The organism is Amycolatopsis roodepoortensis, assembly GCF_024628825.1.
GTDB lineage: Bacteria > Actinomycetota > Actinomycetes > Mycobacteriales > Pseudonocardiaceae > Amycolatopsis > Amycolatopsis roodepoortensis.
This window is the reverse complement of sequence record NZ_CP102415.1, coordinates 8,586,362-8,607,565: the sequence shown is the minus strand read 5'-3', so window position 1 is coordinate 8,607,565 and position 21,204 is coordinate 8,586,362. Positions and strand designations below refer to the sequence as shown.

Here is a 21,204-nt window from a genome sequence, read left to right as displayed (position 1 = left end):
ACCCTTGCGCACCGTCCGCGGGATGTCCTGAGACTGCTTTCCGTGGCGGCGTCGCGAAAGCCACTTTCGGGACACCAGACGTCCCGAAAGTGGCTTTCGCGACATGCTCACCAGGGCCGCGGCCGGACCGGGCACCCACCGGCACCGAATGGCACGAGGGACCCGAAGCGTCAGTTGTAGATGCGCTGCATGACACCCGCCGCGACGAGCCCGTTGGCCCACAGCGAGTTCACCCGCGAGACCTCCTGGGCGTTCGGCTTCGCGTTGGTGCAGGACGGGCCGGGGCCACCGCCGGACATCAGCTCGGAGCACGGGCCCTGGTAGTTGTCCGGCAGGCCGAGCGCATGGCCGGTTTCGTGCGCGGCGATCCGCGTCTGGTCGTACTCCCGCGCCTGCGTGTAGTCGATGAAGATCGTGCCGCGGCCGTGGCCGTCGGTCTCGGCGTACGAACCCGAGGGGTCGTTGCCCTCGGTGTAGCGCAGGGTGGCGCCCGACGAGCTCTCCTGCAGCTTCACGTTGGACACCGAGTTGTTCCAGTTCGCCACGCCCGCCTGGATGGCGGCACGGAAGCTGGGCGCCCCCGAGGCGTCGTAGTAGACCGTGGTCGCCGCCGCGGTCTGCTGAGCAGGCTGGACCGCCGCCGTGGCCTGGCCCGCGGTGACCGGGACGGCCAGCAGCGCCAAGCTCACGGACGCGGAGACGAAGAACTTCCTTGCCATGGACCCACTCCTTGTCAGGACAACGGAATGGTTCGTGAATTTAGAAGTCCCGGCCAGGGCACGGCACCAACTTTCGTCGCTTCCGACAGCTGGTGATTTACCAACACTTCTGCCCTATTGACATGCACGTGTTCGCATATGATCATGCCGGGCTCAAGGCCGGAGCACCAGCTTTCCCGACGTCGCCCGCGCCTCGAGTTCCGCGAGCGCCTTCGGCCCGTCCGCGAGGTCGTACACCGTCGGCGTCCCCGGCACGCAGACCCCGGCCGCGATCAGAGCACGCAGTTCGTCCATCAGTTCCGCGAAGATCGCGGGCGCGTGCTCGATCAGGACGCCGAGATGCAGCCCGATCACGTGGATCTGATGCCGGAAGTTCAAGTCCCGGTTGGTGATCGCGACCTCTCCCCCGGCGACGCCGTAGACCACGACACGTCCGGTGACCCGCTTGGCCGCGGCCAGACTGGCGGAGAAAGCCGCGCCGCCCACCGATTCCAGCACGAGGTCCACCTCCCCCGTCTCCTCGCCGTATCCGACCACGCGGTCGGCGCCCAGCGCCCGCACCGAGTCGTGCTTACCCGGCGACGCGGCGCCGATGACGGTCGCCCCGTAGTGCTTGGCGAGCCGGACCGCGGCCTGGCCGACCCCGCCCGCCGCCGCCTGCACCAGCACGGTCTCACCGACGGCCAGCCTGCCCAGCGGTTTGAGCGCGGCGAGGGCCGTGACCCAGTTCAGGATCAGCCCGATCGCCTGCTCGTCCGACCAGCCGCCGGGCACCGGTACCGCACCGGACGCGGACATGACCATGTACTCGGCGAAAGCCCCGCCGCCGGTCCCGACGACGTGATCGCCGACCGCGGGCGTGGTCACCCCTTCCCCCAGCGCCACGACCTCGCCTGCCGCCTCGAACCCGGCGACGTACGGGGCTTCCGGCCCACCCTCGTACGTGCCCCGCGTCTGCATGACGTCGGCGAAGTTGACCCCGGCGGCGGTGACCTTCAGCAGGATTTCACCTGGTCCCGGCGCCGGAACGGATGCGTCGGTGATCAAGTGGAGATCTTCGGGACCGTTCGAGGAGTTCTGTCGCAGCGCGCGCATCGAAGTCATGCCCGCACGCTAAAACCCTCACATTTGCGTGAGGGTCAAGTCGCGGAGGTACGCGTCGAGGGCGTCGCGATTACGGGTCATGAGCGCGATCCGTCGATCGAGCACTTCCCGCTGCCGCGCGACCTCGCCGATCATGTACTCGCACGGCTCCTTCGGCCGGACCTCCTCCGGTCCGTCGAGGTACGGGAGGACTTCGCGGATCAGCCTGACCGGCAGTCCGGCGTCGAGCATCCCGCGGATCTGCAGGACTGCCCCGATCGAGCCTTCGCGGAAGTCGCGATAGCCGTTGCCTTCGCGGCCCGGGCTGATCAAGCCCTCTTCCTCGTAATAGCGCAGCGCGCGGACGCTGACCCCGGTCTTCCGCGCGAGTTCGCCGATCTTCACGATCCCAAGGTAGCCCGCGGGCCGCGGTATAGGTCGTTATACGGTTTTCGGTTTGTACCAGACCTCGGGGCGGCCGACCTGGCCGTAGCGGGGTTCGCGCTGGGCGAGGCCGTTGTCGGCGAGGTATTCGAGGTAGCGGCGCGCGGTGACACGGGAGGCGCCGATCGCGGTCGCGGCCGCCCCGGCGGAGAGGCCGTCCGCGGCCGAGGCGAGGACCTCGGTGATCGACTCCAGGGTCTGCGCGCTCATCCCCTTCGGCAGGGCCTGCCGCTCGGTGGTGCGCAGGGTGCCGAGCGCGCGGTCGATCTCGGCCTGTCCGGTGACTTCGCCCGAAGCGCCGTGAAATTCGGCGTAGCGCTCGAGTTTCTCCCGCAGGGAGGCGAAAGTGAACGGTTTCAGCAGGTACTGCACCACGCCGACCGACACGGCTGCCTTCACCAGCGCCAGATCACGCGCCGAGGTCACCGCGATGACGTCGATCGGGAGCCCGGCCGCGCGCAGCGACCGGCAGACGGCTAGACCGTGCGTGTCCGGGAGGTAGAAGTCCAGCAGCACCAGGTCGACCGGTTCGCGTTCGCAGAACCGCAGTGCGTCGCCGCCCGAGTGGACGACGCCGGACACGGTGAAGCCGGGCATCCGCTCGACGTACACCCGGTGCGCGTCGGCGGCCACCGGTTCGTCCTCGACGACCAGCACCTTGATCATCGCGCGGACTCCTTCGGCGGCAGGCGGACGGTGAACACCGCGCCCTCGGCACGGCCGACGTCGATCGTCCCACTGTGCCGCCGTACCGCCTGACCCACCAGTGCCAGGCCGAGTCCGTGCCCGTCCTCGGGTTTGGTGGACCAGCCTCGCCGGAAGACCTCTTCGACGTCCTCGACGCCCGGCCCGGTGTCGGCGACCCGCAGCAGCAACCCGTCGACGTCCGCGCGGACGGTCACTTCGACACCTGGCCGTCCGCCGTCGCCGGCGTTCCCGGCCGCCGCGTCGATGCCGTTGTCGATCAGATTGCCGAGGATGGTCACCAGATCCCGCGGCGGGACACCGGTGTCCGCGTCCTCCATGACGGTGTCGGGCGTGATCGTGAACTCGACGCCCCGCTCGCTCGCCTCCGCCGCCTTGCCGAGCAGCAGCGCCGCGAGCACCGGTTCGGCGACCGCGCCGACCACGCGGTCGGTGAGTTCCTGCGCCAGCGCGAGTTCTTCGGTCGCGAACTCGACGGCCTGTTCGGGGCGGCCGATCTCGACCAGCGAAACGACGGTGTGGAGCCGGTTCGCCGCCTCGTGCGCCTGCGACCGCAGTGCCTCGGCCAGACCGCGCACGGTGGTCAGTTCCCCGGTCAGCGCCTGGAGTTCCGTGTGGTCGCGCAGGATCACCACGGTGCCCATCGCCTTCCCGCCCGAGCGCACCGGCGACGTGCTGACGACGAGCACCCTGGCCTCGGTGAGATGGAGTTCGTCGGTGCGCTCCTCGCCCGAGGTGAACGCTTCGACGAGATCCTCGGGAATGTCCAATGCGGACAGTTCGCGGCCGACCGGATCATCGGTGACCTCCAGCAGCGCGCGGGCTCCGTCGTTGCACAGCACCACCCGCCCGTCGCCGCCGACCAGCAGCAGCCCTTCACGCACGGAATGCAGGACGGCCTCGTGGTACTCGAACAGGTTGCTCAGTTCCTCGGGCGCGATCCCCCTGGTCTGCCGCCGGAGCCGGGCGCTCACCAGGTAACTGCCGATCCCGCCGACCACCAGCACCGCCACCGCGACGCCGATCAGCGGCCACAGCCGTTCCCTCAGTTCGGCGTCGATCGCTTCGACGGTGATGCCGACCGACACCAGCGCGACGACCTGTCCGGCGGCACCGTGCACCGGGACCACGACACGTTCGGACGGCCCGAGCGAGCCGGCGTAGGTCTCGAGCACCCTGCCGCCGCGTTGCGCCTCGCCGATGTTGCCGATGAACGGCTGCCCGATCAGCTCCGGATTCGGATGCGTGTAGCGGATCCCGTTCTTGTCCATGATGGTCACGAAATCCACTTCCGTGTCCGCGCGGACACGCTGCGCGAACGGCTGCAACGTCGCGGTGGGCTCCGATGTGGACAGTGCGGCCAGCACCCCCGGCGCGTCCGCCACCGACTCGGCGACTGCGATCACCTTGTCCTCCGCCCGGTCTTCGGTGGCCCGGACGGAATCGAGATAGGCGAAGGTCAGCCCCGCCGCGACGAGCACGAAAAGCACCACGAGCTGGAGAACCAGCAGCTGGCGGGCGAGACTGCCGCGCCTGGTCCGGATCCGCGTCGTCGAGGGCACCCGCTCATACCAGCACACCGTCACCGGGGCCGCTCGGCGCGCCCGGCCGGAATTCCCCGGAAACCGCTCGCGCGAACTCAATGAACACAACCGTGACCCAGCTCACCTGGCCGGGTGATAGTGACCGGCGATCCCACGGACACCCCCTGAGCTGGAGGCAAAGGTGCCTACAACGCCGGAAGCGGCGCCACGACGTCGCGACAAGATGCACTACCTGTACCTGGCCGTGATCGCGGCGGTGGTCCTCGGCGTCATCGTCGGTTTCGCCGCGCCGGATCTGGCCAAGGAACTCAAGCCGCTCGGCACGGGTTTCGTCAACCTGATCAAGATGATGATCTCCCCCATCATCTTCTGCACCATCGTCCTCGGTATCGGATCGGTGGCGAAAGCCGCGAAGGTCGGCAAGGTCGGGCTGCTCTCGCTCGGCTACTTCCTGATGATGTCGACCTTCGCGCTCGCGATCGGCCTCGTCGTCGGCAACCTGCTGCACCCGGGTGAGGGCCTGCACCTCGACCCCGCCGCCGCCGCGAAGGCGCACAAGCAGGCCGAAGGCGGCGAAGGCACCGTCGACTTCCTGATGGGCATCATCCCCACCAGCTTCGGTTCCGCGTTCACCGAAGGCCAGGTGCTGCAGACACTCCTGGTCGCGCTGCTCGCCGGATTCGCCGTGCAGAAGCTGGGCACCAAGGGCGAGCCGATCCGCCGCGGCATCGAGCACATCCAGCGGCTGGTGTTCCGGATCCTCGCCATGATCATGTGGGCCGCCCCGGTCGGCGCGTTCGGCGCGATCGCCGCGGTGGTCGGCGAAACCGGCTGGGGCGCGCTGCGCAGCCTCGCCGTCATCATGATCGGCTTCTACCTGACCTGCCTGGTGTTCGTGTTCGGTGTGCTCGGCGCGGTCCTGTGGCTCGGCGCGCGGATCAACATCTTCACCCTGCTGCGCTACCTGGGCCGCGAGTTCCTGCTGATCCTGTCGACCTCGTCGTCCGAATCGGCCCTGCCCCGCCTGATCGCGAAGATGGAACACCTCGGGGTCAGCAAGCCGGTCGTCGGCATCACCGTGCCCACCGGCTACTCGTTCAACCTCGACGGCACGGCCATCTACCTGACGATGGCGACGCTGTTCATCGCCAGCGCGCAGGACCAGCCGCTGGGCGTCGGCGAACAGATCTCCTTGCTGCTGTTCATGATCATCGCGTCGAAGGGCGCGGCGGGCGTGAGCGGCGCCGGGATCGCCACCCTCGCCGGCGGCCTCCAGTCGCACCGGCCGGAACTGGTCGACGGCGTCGGCTTCATCCTCGGCATCGACCGGTTCATGTCCGAGGCCCGCGCGCTGACCAACTTCGCGGGCAACGCCGTCGCGACCGTCCTGGTCGGCACGTGGACCAAGGAATTCGACCGTGACCAGGCCAACCGGGTCTTCAGCGGCCAGGCGCCGTTCGACGAAGCCACCCTGATCGACGATCACGCCGCGGATCCCCCCGAGGACCGTGACGGCGACCGGGAGAAGACCGTGGTCAACGCTTAGCCACGGCGAGAACGAACCGCGGTGCGAGGGCCCCCCGTCCTCGCACCGCGGTTCCTTCTTTTCTGGGAAACTCACCGGCATGCCGGACGCCATCGACCGCTACGTGGTCTCGCGGTATTCCAAGCTGCTGCACGGCAACTTCGCCGGGATGATGAGCGACCCCGAACGCGAGGCCTTCCTGCGCGACCTGGTCGAGGACGCGCGGAGCATCACCGACGACGAACTCGGCGAACTGCTCGCGGCGGACTGGCGGCCACGGATCACCGCGGCCTGGCTGATCGGTGTCGATCGGCGCACCGCGTGGCGAGGCCGCATCCGGGACCTGTTCCTGGAAAGCGGCCTGGTCTTCGCCGGGCAGGGTTACTGTTTCGCGCTCGCCCGGTTCGGCACGATCGCCGACGCCGAGATCCTCGTGTCCTATTTGGACCACTATCTCGCGCGGCCGGACCTGCGCTACGACCAGGAATGGGCGCTCGCGGCCCTGCACCACATCGACGCCGACCTCACGACCGCGTACACGTCACGCTACCTGCGGCCGGGTGGCCTCTGGGAAAGCTGGTCCGCGAAGAACAGCACCGACCTGCCGTTCCACAAGATGTACTTCGCCATGCTGTGCTCGCACGTCCAACGCGCCGTGCACGCGGCGGACGTCAGGCGCTGACCTTCTCGTCGTAGACGACGCGGGACGCGGCGATCGAGTCGCGGTGGCGCTCGGCCCAGCTCAGCAAACCGCTCAGCGACGCATAAAGTTCCTTCGCCATCGGCGTGGCCTCGTACTCCACCTTCGGCGGCACCGTCGGGTACACGGTGCGCACGAGCAGGCCGTCGCGTTCGAGGTTCCGCAACGTCAGCGTGAGCATCCGCCTGCTGATCCCCTCCACCGAGCGTTCCAGCTCGGTGAACCGCACCGGACCGCGCGTGGCCTCCAGCAGGATGCCGATCGCCCACTTGCCGCTGATCCGGTTGATCACCTCGAGCACGGTGCACACCTCGAGTTTCTCCGGATCGACCAGCCTGGCCTGCGCGGTCACATCGGTGTTCCCCTGGGACATGAAAGTGCCTCCTTCCGGCGAGGAACAGAGTCACACAAGATGGGCGCTGTTACAAGTGGTGCACCAAGGCATCACCTGGGGAAATCTCGAAGGATCACCATGCGCGCTCTCACCCTCGCCGTCCTTTGCGCCGTCTCGCTGATGGTCGTCCTCGACGGCTCGATCGTCGCCGTCGCGCTGCCCGCGATCCAGAACGACCTCGGCTTCACGCCATCCACCCTGGCCTGGGTGGTCAACGCCTACCTGATCGCGTTCGCCGGGCTGCTCCTGCTCTCCGGCAGGCTGGGCGACCTGATCGGCCGGAAACGGGTCTTCCTCGCCGGGCTCGGCCTGTTCACGCTCGCCTCGCTGCTGTGCGGAATCGCGCAGGACCAGGCGCAGCTCATCGTGTTCCGCTTCCTGCAGGGCGCGGGCGGCGCGCTGGCGTCGGCCGTCGTGCTCGGCATGATCACCACGCTCTACCCGGAACCGCGGGCACGGGCGAAGGCCATCGGCGTCTACAGCTTCACCCAGGCCGCGGGCTCGTCGATCGGGCTCATCGCGGGCGGAACGCTCACGCAACTGCTCGACTGGCACTGGACGTTCTTCGTCAACCTGCCGATCGGCGCGGTCGCGCTGGCGCTGGCCGTCCGGCTGCTCGCCGACGACCGGGGCCCCGGCCTGCGCGGCGGCACCGACGTCACCGGCGCCGGACTGGTCACCGGCGGGCTGATGCTCCTGGTCTACACGATCGTCAAGGCCGAGGAGTACACCTGGGCCGACGCCCGCACGCTCGGGCTGCTCGCGGTGTCGCTGCTTCTTCTCGCCGGATTCGTGCTCCGGCAGGCGAAGGCCCGGCAGCCGCTGCTGCCGCTGCGGATCTTCCGGCTCCGCGCGGTGTCCGGGGCGAACGCCGTGATGGTGCTGATGGTCGCCGGGTTGTTCGGCTTCCAGTTCGTCACCGCGCTCTATCTGCAACGAGTGCTCGAACTTGACGCGCTGAGCACCGGGTTCGCCTTCCTGCCCGCACCGCTGTCCATCGCGGTGATGTCCCTGGTCTTCGCCGAACGGCTGAACCACCGCTTCGGGCCGCGAACGGTACTCGTCACCGGGCTTTCCCTGGTCACGGTGGCGCTCGGCTTCCTCGCCACCGTCGAGGCGGACGGAAACTACACGACGGACGTCCTGCCCGCGCTCGTCCTGATGGGCATCGGGTTCGGCGCGGCGATGCCGGCGCTGATGGGACAGGCGATGTCGGGCGTCGCCCCCGCCGACACCGGGGTCGCTTCGGGACTGATCAACACCACTCAGCAGATCGGCGCGGCCATCGGGACCGCCGTGCTCGCGACCGCCGCCGCGTCCCGCACCGGCTCGCTCCTGGCCGAGGGCACCGCGATTCCCGAAGCCCTCACCAGCGGCTACCGGACGGCGTACGCGTTGAGCGCCGGACTGCTCGCTCTCGCCGTCTTCTCCGCGACGGTGTTCCTTCGCACCCGGAAGGTTCAGGAAGCGATCGTCGCGTAGGCCCACTCGGAGACCTCGCCGCCGAGGCGTACCTCGGCGGCGCCTCCGGGTTTCCAGACCCCGCTGCCGCCGAACGCGGCCATCCCGCCGGTCTTGCCGGAATACTGGGAAAGCACCACCCACATCCCATACCCGGCCGCGACGCCGACCTGGTCGAGCAGCCGCTGTTCCTGGCCCTCACTGAAGAGCGCGCTGAGGACGTAGACCTCGGCGCCCGCCTCGGCGAGCTCCCGCGCATGGTCCGGATTCGCCGCGTCGAGACAGATCGCGAGGCCGAGACGCCTGCCGCCGACCTCGACGATCACCTGCCGCGCGCCCGGTTCGAACAGCTCTTCCTCGCTGTTGTGCAGGTTCCGTTTCGCATAGGTGGCAATGGTTTCCCCGGCCGGCCCGAGGACGAGCGAGCCGATGAGCCGCCGTCCGTCCTCCACGAGCGGAAGGCCGATGACGGCATGGACACCACTGGCCCGGCACGCCTCGCGGAGCGGTTCGAGGCGGGGGTCGTCGTGGGACAGCCAGAGTCCGGGATCGGCGGCGAGCGCCTCGAACTCCAAGCCGGTCAGGGAAAGTTCGGGGAAGACGCAGAGATCGGCCTCCGCGATCCGGATGAGCCTCGCGTGTTCGGCGATGTTCGCGGAAAGGTCAGCGGGAACGGTGAACGGCTGCACGGTGGCGACACGCATGGCGCGAGCCTAACCCGAGGATGCCCGCAGATAGCCCCGTAATCCGTTGTGGCCCCGCCGCATCATGAGCGCGTGGTTGATCCGGAACACCGGCCGCGCGATCCGGTCGAGCTTGCGCAGCAACGGTTTCCGCGCCTCGACCTCCTGCGTGATCTCCAGCCTGGTGCCGCTCCCCACCGCCATCAGCGCGCCGGCCAGTATCCCTTCGAGATCGCCGCTAAGCCGGACCCGCACCCGGCCCTCGCGCTCGTCCTGCCGGTCCCGGTGCATCCGGACGGTCAGCGCGTACGGCAGCCTGGACCGGCAGACGAGTTCGGCGGTGTCCTCGTCCACCTGGCTGACCGATCGGACGTCGCGCCACCACAGCGGATACGCGGCCAGATCGACGACGGCGTCGAAAACCGCCTTGGGCGAGGCCGGGAGCACCCACGTGTCGCGGAAGCGGTACCAACCGCCTCCGCGACCCGCGAGCGAATCCGTCATACCCGCGCCGACACCAGGTTCCGGCCGTCCATGGTCACGACGTCGACCGAAGCCACGTCGCCGGGGGCGACCAGGGCGGAACCGTCGACACCGGTCCCCTCGCGCTGCCCCTTCTCCGAAACGAGCCAGCTGCCCGCGTTGACCCGCTCTCCGCTCTTGGTCACCACGACGAGCGTGCACTTCTCGCCCTCGCGGACGCCGGTCGCCTTGGCGTGGAGCCGGACCCAGCCCGCCGCCGGGACGACCCGGACCGCCATTTGGACGCCCGTGTCCCGGTTGGTCGCCGCGAGATCGCGGGTGCCGGGCACCGGGGCCGCCACCGTCGGCACCGGCAACGCCACCGTCGACGGTTCGGGCGACGTCTGGCGTCCGACCAGCACACCCGCGCCCAGCGCCACGACGACCAGCACGGCCGCACCGGCCACGGCGAGGAGCCGCCGCGGCTTGCGTTCCTGAGTGCCTTCTTCTTCGCGAACCTGACGCAGCGTGCGCTGCAACAGCAGGTCTCCGCCGTCGGGAGGTCCTTCGAGGAACGCCTCCGGCGGTACCTCGTCGAGGTGGTATCGCAGTTCCGACAGCTCGCGCACCTCACGACGGCACGTAGGGCAGTTCGCCAGATGTGTCTCGAACGTGGCCGCTTCCGCCGCGGTGAGCCCGCCGAGGACGTAGGCGGCGAGCTGGCCCTGGTCGTGTCCCACCGCACTCATCGCGCTACCTCCCTTCCCGGTCCCGCCATCACGGCTCTGAGCGCCCGTAACGCGTAATAAGATCTCGACTTAACGGTACCCGGGGCCACGCCGAGGGACTGTGCCGCTTCGGCCACCGTCCGGCCCCGGTAGTAGATCTCCACCAGCACCTCACGATGTTCCGTGGAAAGGCCGTCCATCGCCCCGAGCACGGCCATCGAGTCCACGACGCTCTGCGCGTGATCCCGCTCGACCGCCGGGGTGGGCACCCCTTCCTCCGGCTCCGCCACTTCCGGAGGCCGCGCCGCCCTGGCCCGCGCGCGGTCGGTGATGATGTTGCGGGCCACCGTGAGCAGCCAGCCCCGCACCGATCCCTTCGCGTCGTTCTCCAGGTCTTCGGCGTGCTTCCAGGCCCGGACCAGGGTCTCCTGCACGACGTCCTCCGCGGCCGCGCGGTCCCCGGTCAGCCTCGTCGCGTACGCCAGCAGGCTTCGCCCGTGTTCGGCGTACAAGTGCCGGACCAAGTCCTCGCCTTTGGCCTTTTTGGGCCGCCAGCCTCCGATCGCCACTCGCGTCCTCCCGACGGTCTTCTGGGTCGGCGAGGACAGTACTGCAACCCGCAGGGGCAGAGTGGATCGTTCGGCGCGCGCCGCGATCGAACTGTGCATCGGCACCGGCCTCTCCTCGGTTCTCCATGGCCGCCTCCTCTTGCCTCCCACACGGACGGCACGGGGACGCGGTTCAACCGGGGCCTTGTCGATCACCGGACGCGCTCGTATGCTGACGCCTCCGGATTCCGCCGCCGCCTGATTCCCGGGAGGGTCTCGGCGTGCCAAGGAAACTCGCGGCCGTTCTGCTGGCGGTCGCTTTCGTGTCGGGATGCGGCGAGGAGCCCGGTTTCACCGCGACGCTGACGGATCCGGTGAACGTCGACCTGAGCTGGCCCGACGACGATCCGGCCGCCGCGGGGCGGATCGTCGAGTACACGACCGATCCGCAGGGCGAATACACGATCCTGCGGTTCGTGCCGCCGCGGCAGACGACCTTCCGCCATCCGGACCTGATGCCGGAAACGCGGTTCTACTACCGGATCCGGCCGTTCTACGGCGCCGTTTCGGACGCCGTCACGGTTTCCGGACCGGCCACTCCGGCCGCTCCCGGACCTCTTGTGCCCCTGCGGTCGGGCGATCGCTCGGCCGCTCCGGCGTCGTTCCGCGCCGAGCCCGCGCCGGAGGAGATGGTGCGGTTCAGCTGGACTGATCGCTCGACCGACGAAGACGGCTTCCTCGTGGAGATCAAGAAACCCGGCGCCGCCGAGTTCGTGCCGATCGAGGTCTCCGATCCGGGGACGACGTCGGCCGGGCTCGCCACGATGCCGGGCGAAAAAGGTGCCTCGTATCGGCTGCGCGCCTTCTACTACGGACCCGCTTCGCCGGTGCTGGACCTCGTGAGTGGTAAGGACGGTTAGAACCGTCCTTACCACTCACGAGCCCCTATGCGAGAACGGTCTTAAGGAACTGCCCGGTGTAACTCTCCTCCACCGAAGCGACGTGCTCCGGCGTGCCCTCCGCGATCACGGTGCCACCGCCGGAACCACCCTCGGGACCCATGTCGATGATCCAGTCCGAGGTCTTGATGACGTCGAGGTTGTGCTCGATGACGATCACCGTGTTGCCCTTGTCCACCAGCCCGTTGATCACACCGATCAGCTTGCTGATGTCCTCGAAGTGCAGACCCGTGGTCGGCTCGTCGAGGATGTAGACCGTCTTGCCGGTGGACCGCTTCTGCAGTTCGCTGGCGAGCTTGACGCGCTGCGCCTCACCGCCCGACAGCGTCGGCGCGGGCTGCCCGAGCCGGACGTAGCCGAGGCCGACGTCGACGAGGGTCGCCAGGTGCCGGTGGATCGCCTTGATCGGCTCGAAGAACTCGGCCGCCTCCTCGATCGGCATGTTCAGCACGTCGGAGACGGTCTTGCCCTTGTAGTGCACCTCGAGCGTCTCGCGGTTGTACCGGTCGCCCTTGCAGACCTCGCACGGGACGTAGACGTCCGGCAGGAAGTTCATCTCGATCTTGATCGTGCCGTCGCCGGCGCAGGCCTCGCACCGGCCGCCCTTGACGTTGAACGAGAACCGGCCCTGCTGGTAGCCCCGCACCTTCGCCTCGGTGGTCGCGGCGAACAGCTTGCGCACGTGGTCCCACACGCCGGTGTACGTCGCCGGGTTGGACCGCGGGGTGCGGCCGATCGGCGACTGGTCGACACGGACCAGCTTGTCGACGTTGGCCAGCCCGTTCACGCGGGTGTGACGGCCGGGGACCTGGCGGGCGCCGTTGAGCTTGTTCGCCAGCACGGTCGCGAGGATGTCGTTGACCAGCGTGGACTTCCCGGAACCCGAGACACCGGTGACCGACACGAGGCAGCCGAGCGGGAACGACACGTCGAGACCGCGCAGGTTGTGCTCGCGCGCGCCGACGACGGTCAGCTGCCGCTTCTTGTCGATCGGGCGCCGGATCGCCGGAACCTCGATCTTGGTGCGGCCCGACAGGTACGCGCCGGTGATCGATTCCTTGTTCCGCAGGATCTTCTTGTACGGTCCACTGTGGACGATGTGGCCACCGTGCTCACCGGCGCCGGGGCCGATGTCGACCACCCAGTCGCTGGAGCGGATGGTGTCCTCGTCGTGCTCGACGACGATCAGCGTGTTGCCGAGATCCCGCAGGCGGACCAGCGTCTCGATCAAGCGGTGGTTGTCGCGCTGGTGCAGGCCGATCGACGGCTCGTCCAGCACGTACAGCACGCCGACCAGACCGGAGCCGATCTGCGTGGCGAGCCGGATGCGCTGCGCCTCGCCGCCGGACAGCGTCCCGGAGGCGCGGTCGAGGGAGAGGTAGTTGAGGCCGACGTCGAGCAGGAAGCGCAGCCGCGCCTGGATCTCCTTGAGCACCGCGCCGGCGATCACCTGCTCGCGCTTGCCGAGCTCCAGTTCGTCGAGGAACTTCGACGCCTCCGCGATCGAAAGGGCGCAGACCTCGGCGATCGACCGGTCGCCCTGCGTCTTGTGCTCCAGGGTGACGGCGAGGATCTCCGGCTTGAGCCGCGTGCCCTGACAGGCCGGGCACGGCACCTCGCGCATGTAGCCCTCGTACCGCTCACGCATGTACTCGGACTCGGTCTGCTCCTGGCGCCGCTCGAGGAACGGGATGACACCCTCGAAGCTCGCGTAGTACGAACGCTGGCGGCCGTAGCGGTTCTTGTAGCGGACGTGGACCTGCTCGTCGACGCCGTGGAGGACGGCCTTCTGCACCTTCGCCGGCAGCTTGCGCCACGGCGTGTCCATGCGGAAGCCGATGGTCTCCGAAAGCGACTCGAGCAGGCGGATGAAGTAGTCCGCGCTCTGGCCGCCCGCCCACGGCGCGATGGCACCCTCGCCGAGGGACATCTCGTCGTCGGGGACCACGAGCTCCGGGTCGACCTCCTTGCGGACGCCGATACCGGTGCAGTCGGGGCAGGCGCCGTAGGGCGCGTTGAAGGAGAACGACCGCGGCTCGAGGTCTTCGATCGCGAGCGGGTGGCCGTTCGGGCAGGCCAGGTTCTCGGAGAACCCGCGTACGCGATGCGGGTCGTTCTCCGGGAGGTCGACGAACTCCAGCTCGATCAGGCCGTCGGCCAGCCGGAGCGCCGTCTCGACGGAGTCGGTGAGCCGCTGCCGCGAGCTGGTCTTCACCGAGAGCCTGTCGATGATGACGGCGATCTGGTGCTTTTCCTGCTTCTTCAGCTTCGGCGGGTCGGTGAGCGGATGGACCGTCCCGTCGACCACGACACGCGCGTAGCCCTGCTGCTGCAGGTTCTCGAAGAGGTCGAGGTACTCGCCCTTGCGGCCGCGCACGACCGGAGCGAGCACCTGGAAGCGGGTGCCCTCCTCCATCGCGAGCACCTGGTCGACGATCTGCTGCGGGGTCTGCTTGCTGATCGCCTCGCCGCACTGCGGGCAGTGCGCCTTTCCGGCGCGGGCGTAGAGCAGGCGCAGGTAGTCGTAGACCTCGGTGATGGTGCCGACGGTCGAACGCGGGTTGCGTGAGGTGGACTTCTGGTCGATCGACACCGCGGGCGAAAGGCCCTCGATGAAGTCGACGTCCGGCTTGTCCATCTGGCCGAGGAACTGGCGCGCGTACGCCGACAGCGACTCGACGTAGCGCCGCTGCCCTTCGGCGAAGATGGTGTCGAAGGCGAGGCTCGACTTCCCGGACCCGGACAGACCGGTGAACACGATCAGGCTGTCGCGGGGCAGGTCGAGATCCACACCGCGGAGGTTGTGCTCGCGGGCGCCGCGAACAACGAGGCGATCAGCCACGCCAGGGTCCCTTCAGGTTTCATTCTCAGCTGCGGTCGCCGTCCCGGTCGATAGCTGCACGGGCGGCCGCATCCATGCTACGAGGCACCACCGACAGAAACCGGTTCCGACTCTTTGACCTGCGGTTTTCCCGACTTTTCGCGTCGATCCCGACGAGCGGTGAGCCACCGGTGGACCGGTCGTTCAACGCCGGCGGTGATCGCCCAGCCCCCGAACACGGCGGCGGCCAGCACGATGGGGAGCCGCAGCCAACCGGGGACGCCGGCGTTCAGCAGGGCACGGGCCAGGATGTAACCGAGTTCCTGGTGCACCAGATAAAGACCATACGAGATGCCCGCGAGCCAGGTGACAGCCGGGGCGACCCTGGAGATGCCGGGCAGCCGCCAGTCCGATCCGCGCGCGGCCAGGCACACCAGCAGAAGCATGATCGCGAACCCGACGGCCGAGGGCCAGCGCTCGGGATCGTTCGGCAGGGCCTGGTGGAACGGGAAGACCTGCAGGTCCTGTGCGGCACAGGCGGCGAGCACGAACAACGCTATGTGCCAGTGCGCTAGACGTCGTTTCGACCACAGCCAGATGGCGATCCCGATGGCGAAGACGTGCACGCGGTGCAGGCCGAGGCCGTAGTAGAAGGTCTCCACGAGCTTCGGCGTGGAAACCGGGTCGAACACGACGAACCGGAGGAAAAGCGGCACCAGGATCAGCGCCCAGAGCAGCCCGACGGTGAGCCGGTGGGTGCGCCACCGGCGTGGCCAGAGCAGGGCGGCGGCGGTGAAGGCGGCGAGCTGGACCGGCAGCGTCCAGTAGGCGCCGTCGAGATAGTAGAAGAGCTCGTACCGCCAGCCCCATTCCTGGACCATGCCCAGGTTGGCGAGCAGATCGGCGCCGGTGGGGACGTACCAGGGCGACGGATCGGACGGCGGGCCCTGCGGCACGCCGAAGAGGAACCCGGACAGTCCCGGCGGGAACGGCAAGCCGCTGAACCGGATCGTCGCGTACCGGGCGATGACGTAGGTGACCACCACCGCCACCAGGTACGCGGGCACCAGCCGCGCGACCCGGTTCCACAGCCACCGCCCGGGCCGCCCCTTGCGCAGGCTCGCGCACACGAAGAAGGCGGAAATCACCAGAAGGATGGCCGCGCCGAACTGAGCGGTTACCCGAAAGGGGTACCCCACCAGTTCGGGATGCAGAAGCGCCCCCTGATGGGTGACGTGCCCGAGCATGACCGCGAAGACGGCTACAACGCGAAGGACGTCCCAGCTGATCTTGCGCGAGGCGCGCGGCGAAGCGTCGGGCACGAGCGTCCTGTGGTTCGGCTGGCGGGGCGACGCGAGCCTACGTCCTGCACCTGTGCGCCGCCTGTGCGGGTGGAACCGATTGCAGGCGAACGACTACCGTATGCGGTGTGAACATCGTCGAGACCTACACCGGGCATGTCGACCCCGGCGGCGACGCCGCCCGTCGCACCCTGGACGCGCTCACCATCACGAAGCTGTCGGTCGGCCCGATGGACAACAACGCGTATCTGCTCGTCTGCCGCGCCGAGAACGAAGCGCTGCTGATCGACGCCGCGAACGACCCGGAGCGGATCTCCGACCTCATCGGCCACGGCCCCGACCGGCCCGCGCTGAAGACCGTCGTGACCACCCACCAGCACCAGGACCACTGGCAGGCCCTCGGCGCCGTCGCCGGCGCGAACGGCGCGAACACCGCCGCCCACCCGCTGGACGCCGAACCGCTGCCGATCCCGCCGGACTTCCTCGTCGAACACGGCGACACGGTGAAGGTCGGGCAGATCACCCTCGAGGTGATCCACCTGCGCGGCCACACCCCCGGCTCCATCGCGCTGCTGTACCGCGACCCGAACGGGCACCCGCACCTGTTCACCGGGGACTCGCTGTTCCCCGGCGGCGTCGGGAAGACGAACTCGCCGGAGGACTTCAAGTCGCTGCTGGACGATGTTTCTTCCCGCATCTTCGACGAACTGCCGGACGAGACGTGGTTCTACCCGGGGCATGGGGACGACTCGACGCTTGGTGAGCAGCGGGCGCACCTGGCGGAGTGGCGCGAACGCGGCTGGTGAGCCGGCGAGGTTTTCGAACGGGGCTGTCTACCTGGTAGGCGGCCCCCGTTTCGCTGCGCAGCCGGGCTTAGCATCGGAAAGGGCTACCGACCGGCGTTATCGATCTGCACGACCAGGACCACGACGTCCCGCTTCGGTCGAAGGGTACTTCGTGCCCCGGCCGAACGGGCGCGGTTCTTCACCGGGTTGTCCGGCGCCCGGTCGCCGGACCGCGGGCGGCGGAGTGGCTGCTCGGTGCCGCCAGCGAGCTGGTGCGCGCGGAGGCAGAGCGGATCGAGCGTGAGGACTTGGTGCCGTTGCCCATGCCGTCGGTGGCAGTGCAGCGCCTGACCAGCAAGCACGACCAGATCGTCGGGCTGCTCAGCGCCGAGGCCGAGGGCGAGGCACGACGCGAGGTGCGCAGGAAGTGGACCCACGCCGGGTGATCAGCTCGCAGAGCGCTCAACACTCACGATCGGCTCACACGCGCAGGCGAGACGGGGGTGAGCGCTCAGTGAGCGTTCCATCATCACCTTGCGTAACAAGGTCGTTGATCAACACGTCTAACGCACAGATCAGCCGAGAGTGAGGCAGGCCGATGACCTCCGACGCGAATGCTTACCCTCAGCCGCAACCCGATCCCGTTCCGATGTCACATCCGAGTCGCCGAAGCCGCAAGCTGATCTTCATCGTGGTCGGAGCCGTACTCGCTGCCTCTATTGCTGCCGTCCTGATCATCGTGACAACTGCGTCAAGTCCCAAGTCCGTCAACGGAACTCTGTACTTGCTGTGCGATAGGCAGTGCACCAAGGCGACGGCCAACGGGTATGACGGCTATAGCGACATAAGCGACGGATCGCAGGTGACCCTCGTTGACGAGGCTGGCCAGGTCATTGCCATCACGGAGCTTCGTCGGGCGCCCGACGAGAAGACCAGCGTCATTGGTGGCGTGTGGGTACGCACCTTTACGTTCGCGTTCGCCGAAGTTCCAAGCGCCGACCGTTATGGCGTGCACGTCGGCAACAACAATCGAGGCACGCTGTGGAAGAACTCGGACGAAATCGAGAAGAGCGGGTTTCACCTGACCATCGGCGGTTAGTCGCCGGGCAAGCTCGCTTACCGGTCTCGCCACGCCAGTGGGGACAGGGTGACAGCGGCTTCCGCGATGCGTCGAGCGGTCTCGGTCGCGAGCCCCTTGCGAGCAGAGTCGATCCATCCGGCGACGCGCTCGACTCCGGTTTCCCGGTACTCGACGGCTTGGAACAGCATTTCGAGCTTGTCCGCGTCCTTCGCGCACTTCGCTTCGATGCTCTGCCGTGTCTCGTACTCATCGACTGCAGACCGGACCAGGTCCTTTGACGTGGACGGCAGGGCGGCCGTCTGGTCGGCGGTGATCTCGCGGGGCTCGGGTTTGCTCATGTACTTGGCCGCCGTGTGCGGGATGTCCCCGGTCCGGGTCTCCTGCGTGTCGTGCCATAGCGCGAGAAACGCAGCACGCTCGGGGTTCGCTCCTTCCTCGGCGGCGAGCAGCGCCGCGACCTGTGCTGTGCGCAAGCTGTGTTCCGCGATTGACTCCGGATCGCGGACGCCAGCGTGCCACCATCCCGCGCGACGGATGCGTTTGAGCAACCCGAGTTCATAGGTGAACGCGGCGAGAGCGGTGGACTCGTCCGGCATGGTGGGAATCTCCTATCGATCGGCGAGGCGCAGAGCATAGTGAAGGCCAGCAACCTGGTCGCGTCCGTCGCGGGTCAGCGTATCGGCGGAGGTGACCACCTCAAGCGCCCTAGCAAGTGCTCTGCGGACGGCAGGGCTTGTCGTCAGCAGAGCGGGACGGCTGGCCACGAGCGTGTGCACGGTGTGCAGATTGAGGGGCAAGTGCGGTAAAGCCGGATCGAGGCGGCTCACGAGGTGGTGAAGCAGCCGCACACCGGACCACGCCATGCTGTCGTCGTCGGCCATGAAGGAGTCGTCGATCTGGTCGTCGTGGAGTTCGCCGATCCAGTGTGCCCAGTAGTTGAGGTTCGCGAGTTCCGCGCGCGTCCCGTTGGCGCGCTTGACGAAGTCGTGCAAGTGCGAGCCGTCGCCAGTTGAAGCGAGCGCGACGGACGCCGAGCGAGCCTCGAGCAGACTGGTCACGTCGCCGTCTGCGATCGGGAGGCGCCCGGCCTTTGCCCATTCACCGCGAAGCCACTCGGCCACCTGCTCGCGCTGGTCGAAGCCGAGCAGATACACCGCTTGTCGCCGCAGCAGCGCATCCTCGGCGTGAGTACCGCGTTCCGCGACGGTCAGCAGATGGTCGAAGAACCGGGTTCGTTCATTAGCACCCATCGTGGGCCCGAACGCGACCGGTCCACGACGCGGCACTTTCGGCTTGAATACCTCCAACTCGGGCGGCATGTGCCCGGTAAATGGCCACGTGATCAGGTTCGTCAGTGACTTGCGGTGCACGCTCGCCGCCAGCGGATGCACCTCGGGATCGAACCGATCGGCGCCGGCCGAAATCCCGGTCGAGAGGACCAGATCGGCTTCGATCGCCACACGCAGATGTCGGCCGGTCGACGACGGCGCGCCGAGCCGTGACAGCCGGGCGCACAACCGGACGAACTCTCCGGCAGCCATCGCCGACAGGGGCCGCCGCCCCGATTCCCATGCTTGAACTGTGCTGGCGTCTACCGCGAGCCGTTCCGCCAGCCGTTCTTGCGTCAGCCCCGCGGACTGGCGTGCGAGCTTGAGTACGTAGCCGGTCACGATGCCCGTTGACCGGGAACCCTGACTCCCGGTCGGTGTTGCCGGTGATCCACCCACGGTCGCTCCCGCTCTGGACGACTTCTGTCGCACCGCACCCGTACTCGCGGTCGGTTCTGCGTAATCACTGGTGATCGTAGCGTCACTTTGCAGGTTTCGGGATGGCTCCGACCAGCCAGAACACGACGGGAGTGACCCAGTCATGCGAACAGCTGTCCGGCGAAATCGACAGTTCTGTGGCCGTCCCAGTGGAACGCGCCGGGAGTGGGCGCCACAGGCACGGCAAGCGTCGGTGTCGGCGGCAGCCGGGTACGAATGGCGTCTATTCGCCGAGTCCGAAGCACACTTGTACCGCCGTGCGCTGTTGACCCCGGGTCTCTACTGGCCTCCGATGCTGCTCCCGTGGTGCGAAGAAGTGCATCAAGAGCCGCTCGGGCACGAGCGGACCGCCATCGGCGAAGACCGGATCGCAGCGCCGGCAGCGGCCATTCGATGCGTCATATGCGGAGGACTACTACGCGATGCGAACGCGGAAGCACGCGGCGAAAGGGGGCGCAGTGGACAAGCGTGACCGCGACCTTCTCTCCGGCCTGGCGCGGGTCAACACCGACATCGGCAAGGTCACGCTGGACCTCTTGGCCTTGCAGTCCTCGGACGAGCACTACGCGGCCGGGCTCCGGTGCCTCGGCCGTGACCTCGTGGCGATCGGTGTCGCGCTCGTACGACGCGCGAACGAGGTCGACGGCGAACAGCTCGGAATCGGAGTATCACCAGCTCCACGCCCCTAGTCCGCCCGGCGCCACGCCCCTTTCACCTGTGTGGCGTCGGGTCGCCTGGTCGGCGTGAGGGTCCTCCCTGCACGTCGACCAGGTTCCAAACCCCGCCGCCGTGGCGGAAGAGGACGGCGGGCAACCGGGACCGGCGGGCGGGCCCCATCCCGCCCGGACTCCAGCCACACCCCCGCCAAGGGACAAGTCCGACAACGAGGACGAGGGATAGGGCCGATGGCACGCGAACGCAATCCCGCAGGGACCAGTCCCACGAATCCAGGACCGGGCAAGGACACACCCACACGGCCCACGGACAAAAACTCCGGTCCGCCCAGCGTCCCCAAGCCGCCGGACTTTCCGGACCCCCCATCGAAGCGGTAGCCGTGGCCAAGAAACGACGACGACGCTACCGCTATAGCTGTCTTGTCGGAGGCCAGATGCGAAACATGGTCTTCGACGGGAAGTCGTCCGCCGAAACAGCCGATCGGGCCAACTCATCCGTGTAGCGCCTATCCGTCCACACCATTCCATTGGCTTCCAGCCCGCCGGAAAAGGACGACGAGGTCTAGAATCGGTTCATGCGCACAGCCCGAGAAATGAGCAGGCTAACGGCGGTGTTCCTCGCAGGAGGCACCGAAGCCCGCTTCTACGCGAGGGACCTCCGGCGCGAAGCTTCCCTCAGCCATCGGCGGCTGTCGGAGATGCTGGATGTGATGCGCAACCTCGGCTGGATAGCCCATGAATTCGACAAGACCACAGCCGACGGGCGACCGTACTACGTGCTCACGGACACCGGTCGGCGCGAACTGACCGGGCCGTAACAG

Annotated in this window: 23 protein-coding genes; 9 read left to right on the top strand and 14 right to left on the bottom strand. The window is 68.1% G+C overall.

Annotation, left to right across the window (positions count from 1 at the left end):
• Positions 1 to 170 precede the first annotated feature (170 nt).
• The 5 genes from NQK81_RS41405 to NQK81_RS41385 form a co-directional block, all read right to left on the bottom strand.
• Entirely contained in the window at positions 171 to 719 is a 549-nt protein-coding gene (locus NQK81_RS41405; RefSeq protein WP_126734066.1) for a snapalysin family zinc-dependent metalloprotease, read from the bottom strand.
• A 153-nt stretch (positions 720 to 872) separates the two neighbouring features.
• Positions 873 to 1,823, bottom strand: a complete 951-nt coding sequence (locus NQK81_RS41400) for an alcohol dehydrogenase catalytic domain-containing protein (protein WP_257485846.1) — start codon at positions 1,821 to 1,823, stop codon at positions 873 to 875.
• Between the two features lie 18 nt (positions 1,824 to 1,841).
• A complete protein-coding gene (locus NQK81_RS41395; protein ID WP_257485845.1) occupies positions 1,842 to 2,207 on the bottom strand; it encodes a MerR family transcriptional regulator in 366 nt (121 codons plus the stop codon).
• A gap of 36 nt (positions 2,208 to 2,243) precedes the next feature.
• Complete coding sequence (locus NQK81_RS41390) at positions 2,244 to 2,912, bottom strand: response regulator (RefSeq protein WP_257485844.1); 669 nt, start codon at positions 2,910 to 2,912, stop codon at positions 2,244 to 2,246.
• Positions 2,909 to 4,513, bottom strand: a complete 1,605-nt coding sequence (locus tag NQK81_RS41385; RefSeq protein WP_257485843.1) for an ATP-binding protein — start codon at positions 4,511 to 4,513, stop codon at positions 2,909 to 2,911. Before NQK81_RS41385 ends, NQK81_RS41390 begins: the two co-directional genes overlap by 4 nt.
• Before the next feature lie 205 nt (positions 4,514 to 4,718).
• Between NQK81_RS41385 and NQK81_RS41380 the strand changes: the two genes are divergently transcribed.
• Together NQK81_RS41380 and NQK81_RS41375 are read left to right on the top strand one after the other, a co-directional pair.
• A complete protein-coding gene (locus tag NQK81_RS41380; protein WP_257489945.1) occupies positions 4,719 to 6,041 on the top strand; it encodes a cation:dicarboxylate symporter family transporter in 1,323 nt (440 codons plus the stop codon).
• Positions 6,042 to 6,120: 79 nt separating this feature from the next.
• Positions 6,121 to 6,702 (top strand): DUF6000 family protein, encoded by a 582-nt coding sequence (locus NQK81_RS41375; protein ID WP_257485842.1) that lies wholly within the window; start codon positions 6,121 to 6,123, stop codon positions 6,700 to 6,702.
• Here the strand turns inward: NQK81_RS41375 and NQK81_RS41370 are convergent.
• A complete protein-coding gene (locus NQK81_RS41370) occupies positions 6,692 to 7,093 on the bottom strand; it encodes a winged helix-turn-helix transcriptional regulator (protein ID WP_126734071.1) in 402 nt (133 codons plus the stop codon). The two genes, NQK81_RS41375 and NQK81_RS41370, sit on opposite strands and share 11 nt — an antisense overlap.
• 99 nt (positions 7,094 to 7,192) lie before the next feature.
• Here NQK81_RS41370 and NQK81_RS41365 point away from each other — a divergent pair, with 99 nt between their 5' ends.
• On the top strand, positions 7,193 to 8,596 hold the full coding sequence (locus tag NQK81_RS41365; protein ID WP_257485841.1) for an MFS transporter: 1,404 nt from the start codon (positions 7,193 to 7,195) through the stop codon (positions 8,594 to 8,596).
• Here the strand turns inward: NQK81_RS41365 and NQK81_RS41360 are convergent.
• The 4 genes from NQK81_RS41360 to NQK81_RS41345 are packed head-to-tail and all read right to left on the bottom strand — an operon-like array spanning position 8,575 to position 11,017.
• Positions 8,575 to 9,279 carry a carbon-nitrogen hydrolase family protein gene (locus NQK81_RS41360; RefSeq protein ID WP_257485840.1) on the bottom strand — a complete coding sequence of 235 codons (705 nt, stop codon included), beginning with the start codon at positions 9,277 to 9,279 and terminating at the stop codon, positions 8,575 to 8,577. The two genes, NQK81_RS41365 and NQK81_RS41360, sit on opposite strands and share 22 nt — an antisense overlap.
• Before the next feature lie 9 nt (positions 9,280 to 9,288).
• Entirely contained in the window at positions 9,289 to 9,762 is a 474-nt protein-coding gene (locus NQK81_RS41355; protein WP_257485839.1) for an SRPBCC family protein, read from the bottom strand.
• Complete coding sequence (locus NQK81_RS41350; RefSeq protein WP_257485838.1) at positions 9,759 to 10,469, bottom strand: anti-sigma factor family protein; 711 nt, start codon at positions 10,467 to 10,469, stop codon at positions 9,759 to 9,761. Before NQK81_RS41350 ends, NQK81_RS41355 begins: the two co-directional genes overlap by 4 nt.
• A complete protein-coding gene (locus tag NQK81_RS41345) occupies positions 10,466 to 11,017 on the bottom strand; it encodes a sigma-70 family RNA polymerase sigma factor (RefSeq protein WP_167373663.1) in 552 nt (183 codons plus the stop codon). Before NQK81_RS41345 ends, NQK81_RS41350 begins: the two co-directional genes overlap by 4 nt.
• 260 nt (positions 11,018 to 11,277) lie before the next feature.
• Between NQK81_RS41345 and NQK81_RS41340 the strand changes: the two genes are divergently transcribed.
• Entirely contained in the window at positions 11,278 to 11,916 is a 639-nt protein-coding gene (locus NQK81_RS41340; RefSeq protein ID WP_257485837.1) for a fibronectin type III domain-containing protein, read from the top strand.
• Between the two features lie 25 nt (positions 11,917 to 11,941).
• Here NQK81_RS41340 and uvrA read toward each other — a convergent pair whose 3' ends face one another.
• Together uvrA and NQK81_RS41330 are read right to left on the bottom strand one after the other, a co-directional pair.
• Positions 11,942 to 14,797, bottom strand: a complete 2,856-nt coding sequence (uvrA, locus tag NQK81_RS41335) for an excinuclease ABC subunit UvrA (protein ID WP_192741640.1) — start codon at positions 14,795 to 14,797, stop codon at positions 11,942 to 11,944.
• Between the two features lie 77 nt (positions 14,798 to 14,874).
• A complete protein-coding gene (locus tag NQK81_RS41330; protein ID WP_257485836.1) occupies positions 14,875 to 16,098 on the bottom strand; it encodes an acyltransferase family protein in 1,224 nt (407 codons plus the stop codon).
• Between the two features lie 107 nt (positions 16,099 to 16,205).
• Between NQK81_RS41330 and NQK81_RS41325 the strand changes: the two genes are divergently transcribed.
• From NQK81_RS41325 to NQK81_RS41315, 3 genes are all read left to right on the top strand, one after another.
• Positions 16,206 to 16,883 carry an MBL fold metallo-hydrolase gene (locus NQK81_RS41325; RefSeq protein ID WP_126734078.1) on the top strand — a complete coding sequence of 226 codons (678 nt, stop codon included), beginning with the start codon at positions 16,206 to 16,208 and terminating at the stop codon, positions 16,881 to 16,883.
• 251 nt (positions 16,884 to 17,134) lie between these two features.
• Positions 17,135 to 17,308 carry a hypothetical protein gene (locus NQK81_RS41320; protein WP_257485835.1) on the top strand — a complete coding sequence of 58 codons (174 nt, stop codon included), beginning with the start codon at positions 17,135 to 17,137 and terminating at the stop codon, positions 17,306 to 17,308.
• A 152-nt stretch (positions 17,309 to 17,460) separates the two neighbouring features.
• Positions 17,461 to 17,961: a hypothetical protein gene (locus NQK81_RS41315; RefSeq protein WP_257485834.1), complete on the top strand. Its 501-nt coding sequence runs from the start codon at positions 17,461 to 17,463 to the stop codon at positions 17,959 to 17,961.
• Positions 17,962 to 17,978: 17 nt separating this feature from the next.
• On the opposite strand, the gene NQK81_RS41310 is transcribed toward NQK81_RS41315, so the two are convergent.
• Both NQK81_RS41310 and NQK81_RS41305 read right to left on the bottom strand, forming a co-directional pair.
• Positions 17,979 to 18,539: an HD domain-containing protein gene (locus tag NQK81_RS41310; protein WP_257485833.1), complete on the bottom strand. Its 561-nt coding sequence runs from the start codon at positions 18,537 to 18,539 to the stop codon at positions 17,979 to 17,981.
• Positions 18,540 to 18,551: 12 nt separating this feature from the next.
• Positions 18,552 to 19,613 carry a helix-turn-helix domain-containing protein gene (locus NQK81_RS41305; RefSeq protein ID WP_257485832.1) on the bottom strand — a complete coding sequence of 354 codons (1,062 nt, stop codon included), beginning with the start codon at positions 19,611 to 19,613 and terminating at the stop codon, positions 18,552 to 18,554.
• Positions 19,614 to 20,167: 554 nt separating this feature from the next.
• Between NQK81_RS41305 and NQK81_RS41300 the strand changes: the two genes are divergently transcribed.
• Positions 20,168 to 20,398: a hypothetical protein gene (locus tag NQK81_RS41300; protein ID WP_257485831.1), complete on the top strand. Its 231-nt coding sequence runs from the start codon at positions 20,168 to 20,170 to the stop codon at positions 20,396 to 20,398.
• Positions 20,399 to 20,958: 560 nt separating this feature from the next.
• Complete coding sequence (locus NQK81_RS41295) at positions 20,959 to 21,201, top strand: helix-turn-helix transcriptional regulator (RefSeq protein WP_257485830.1); 243 nt, start codon at positions 20,959 to 20,961, stop codon at positions 21,199 to 21,201.
• Positions 21,202 to 21,204 lie beyond the last annotated feature (3 nt).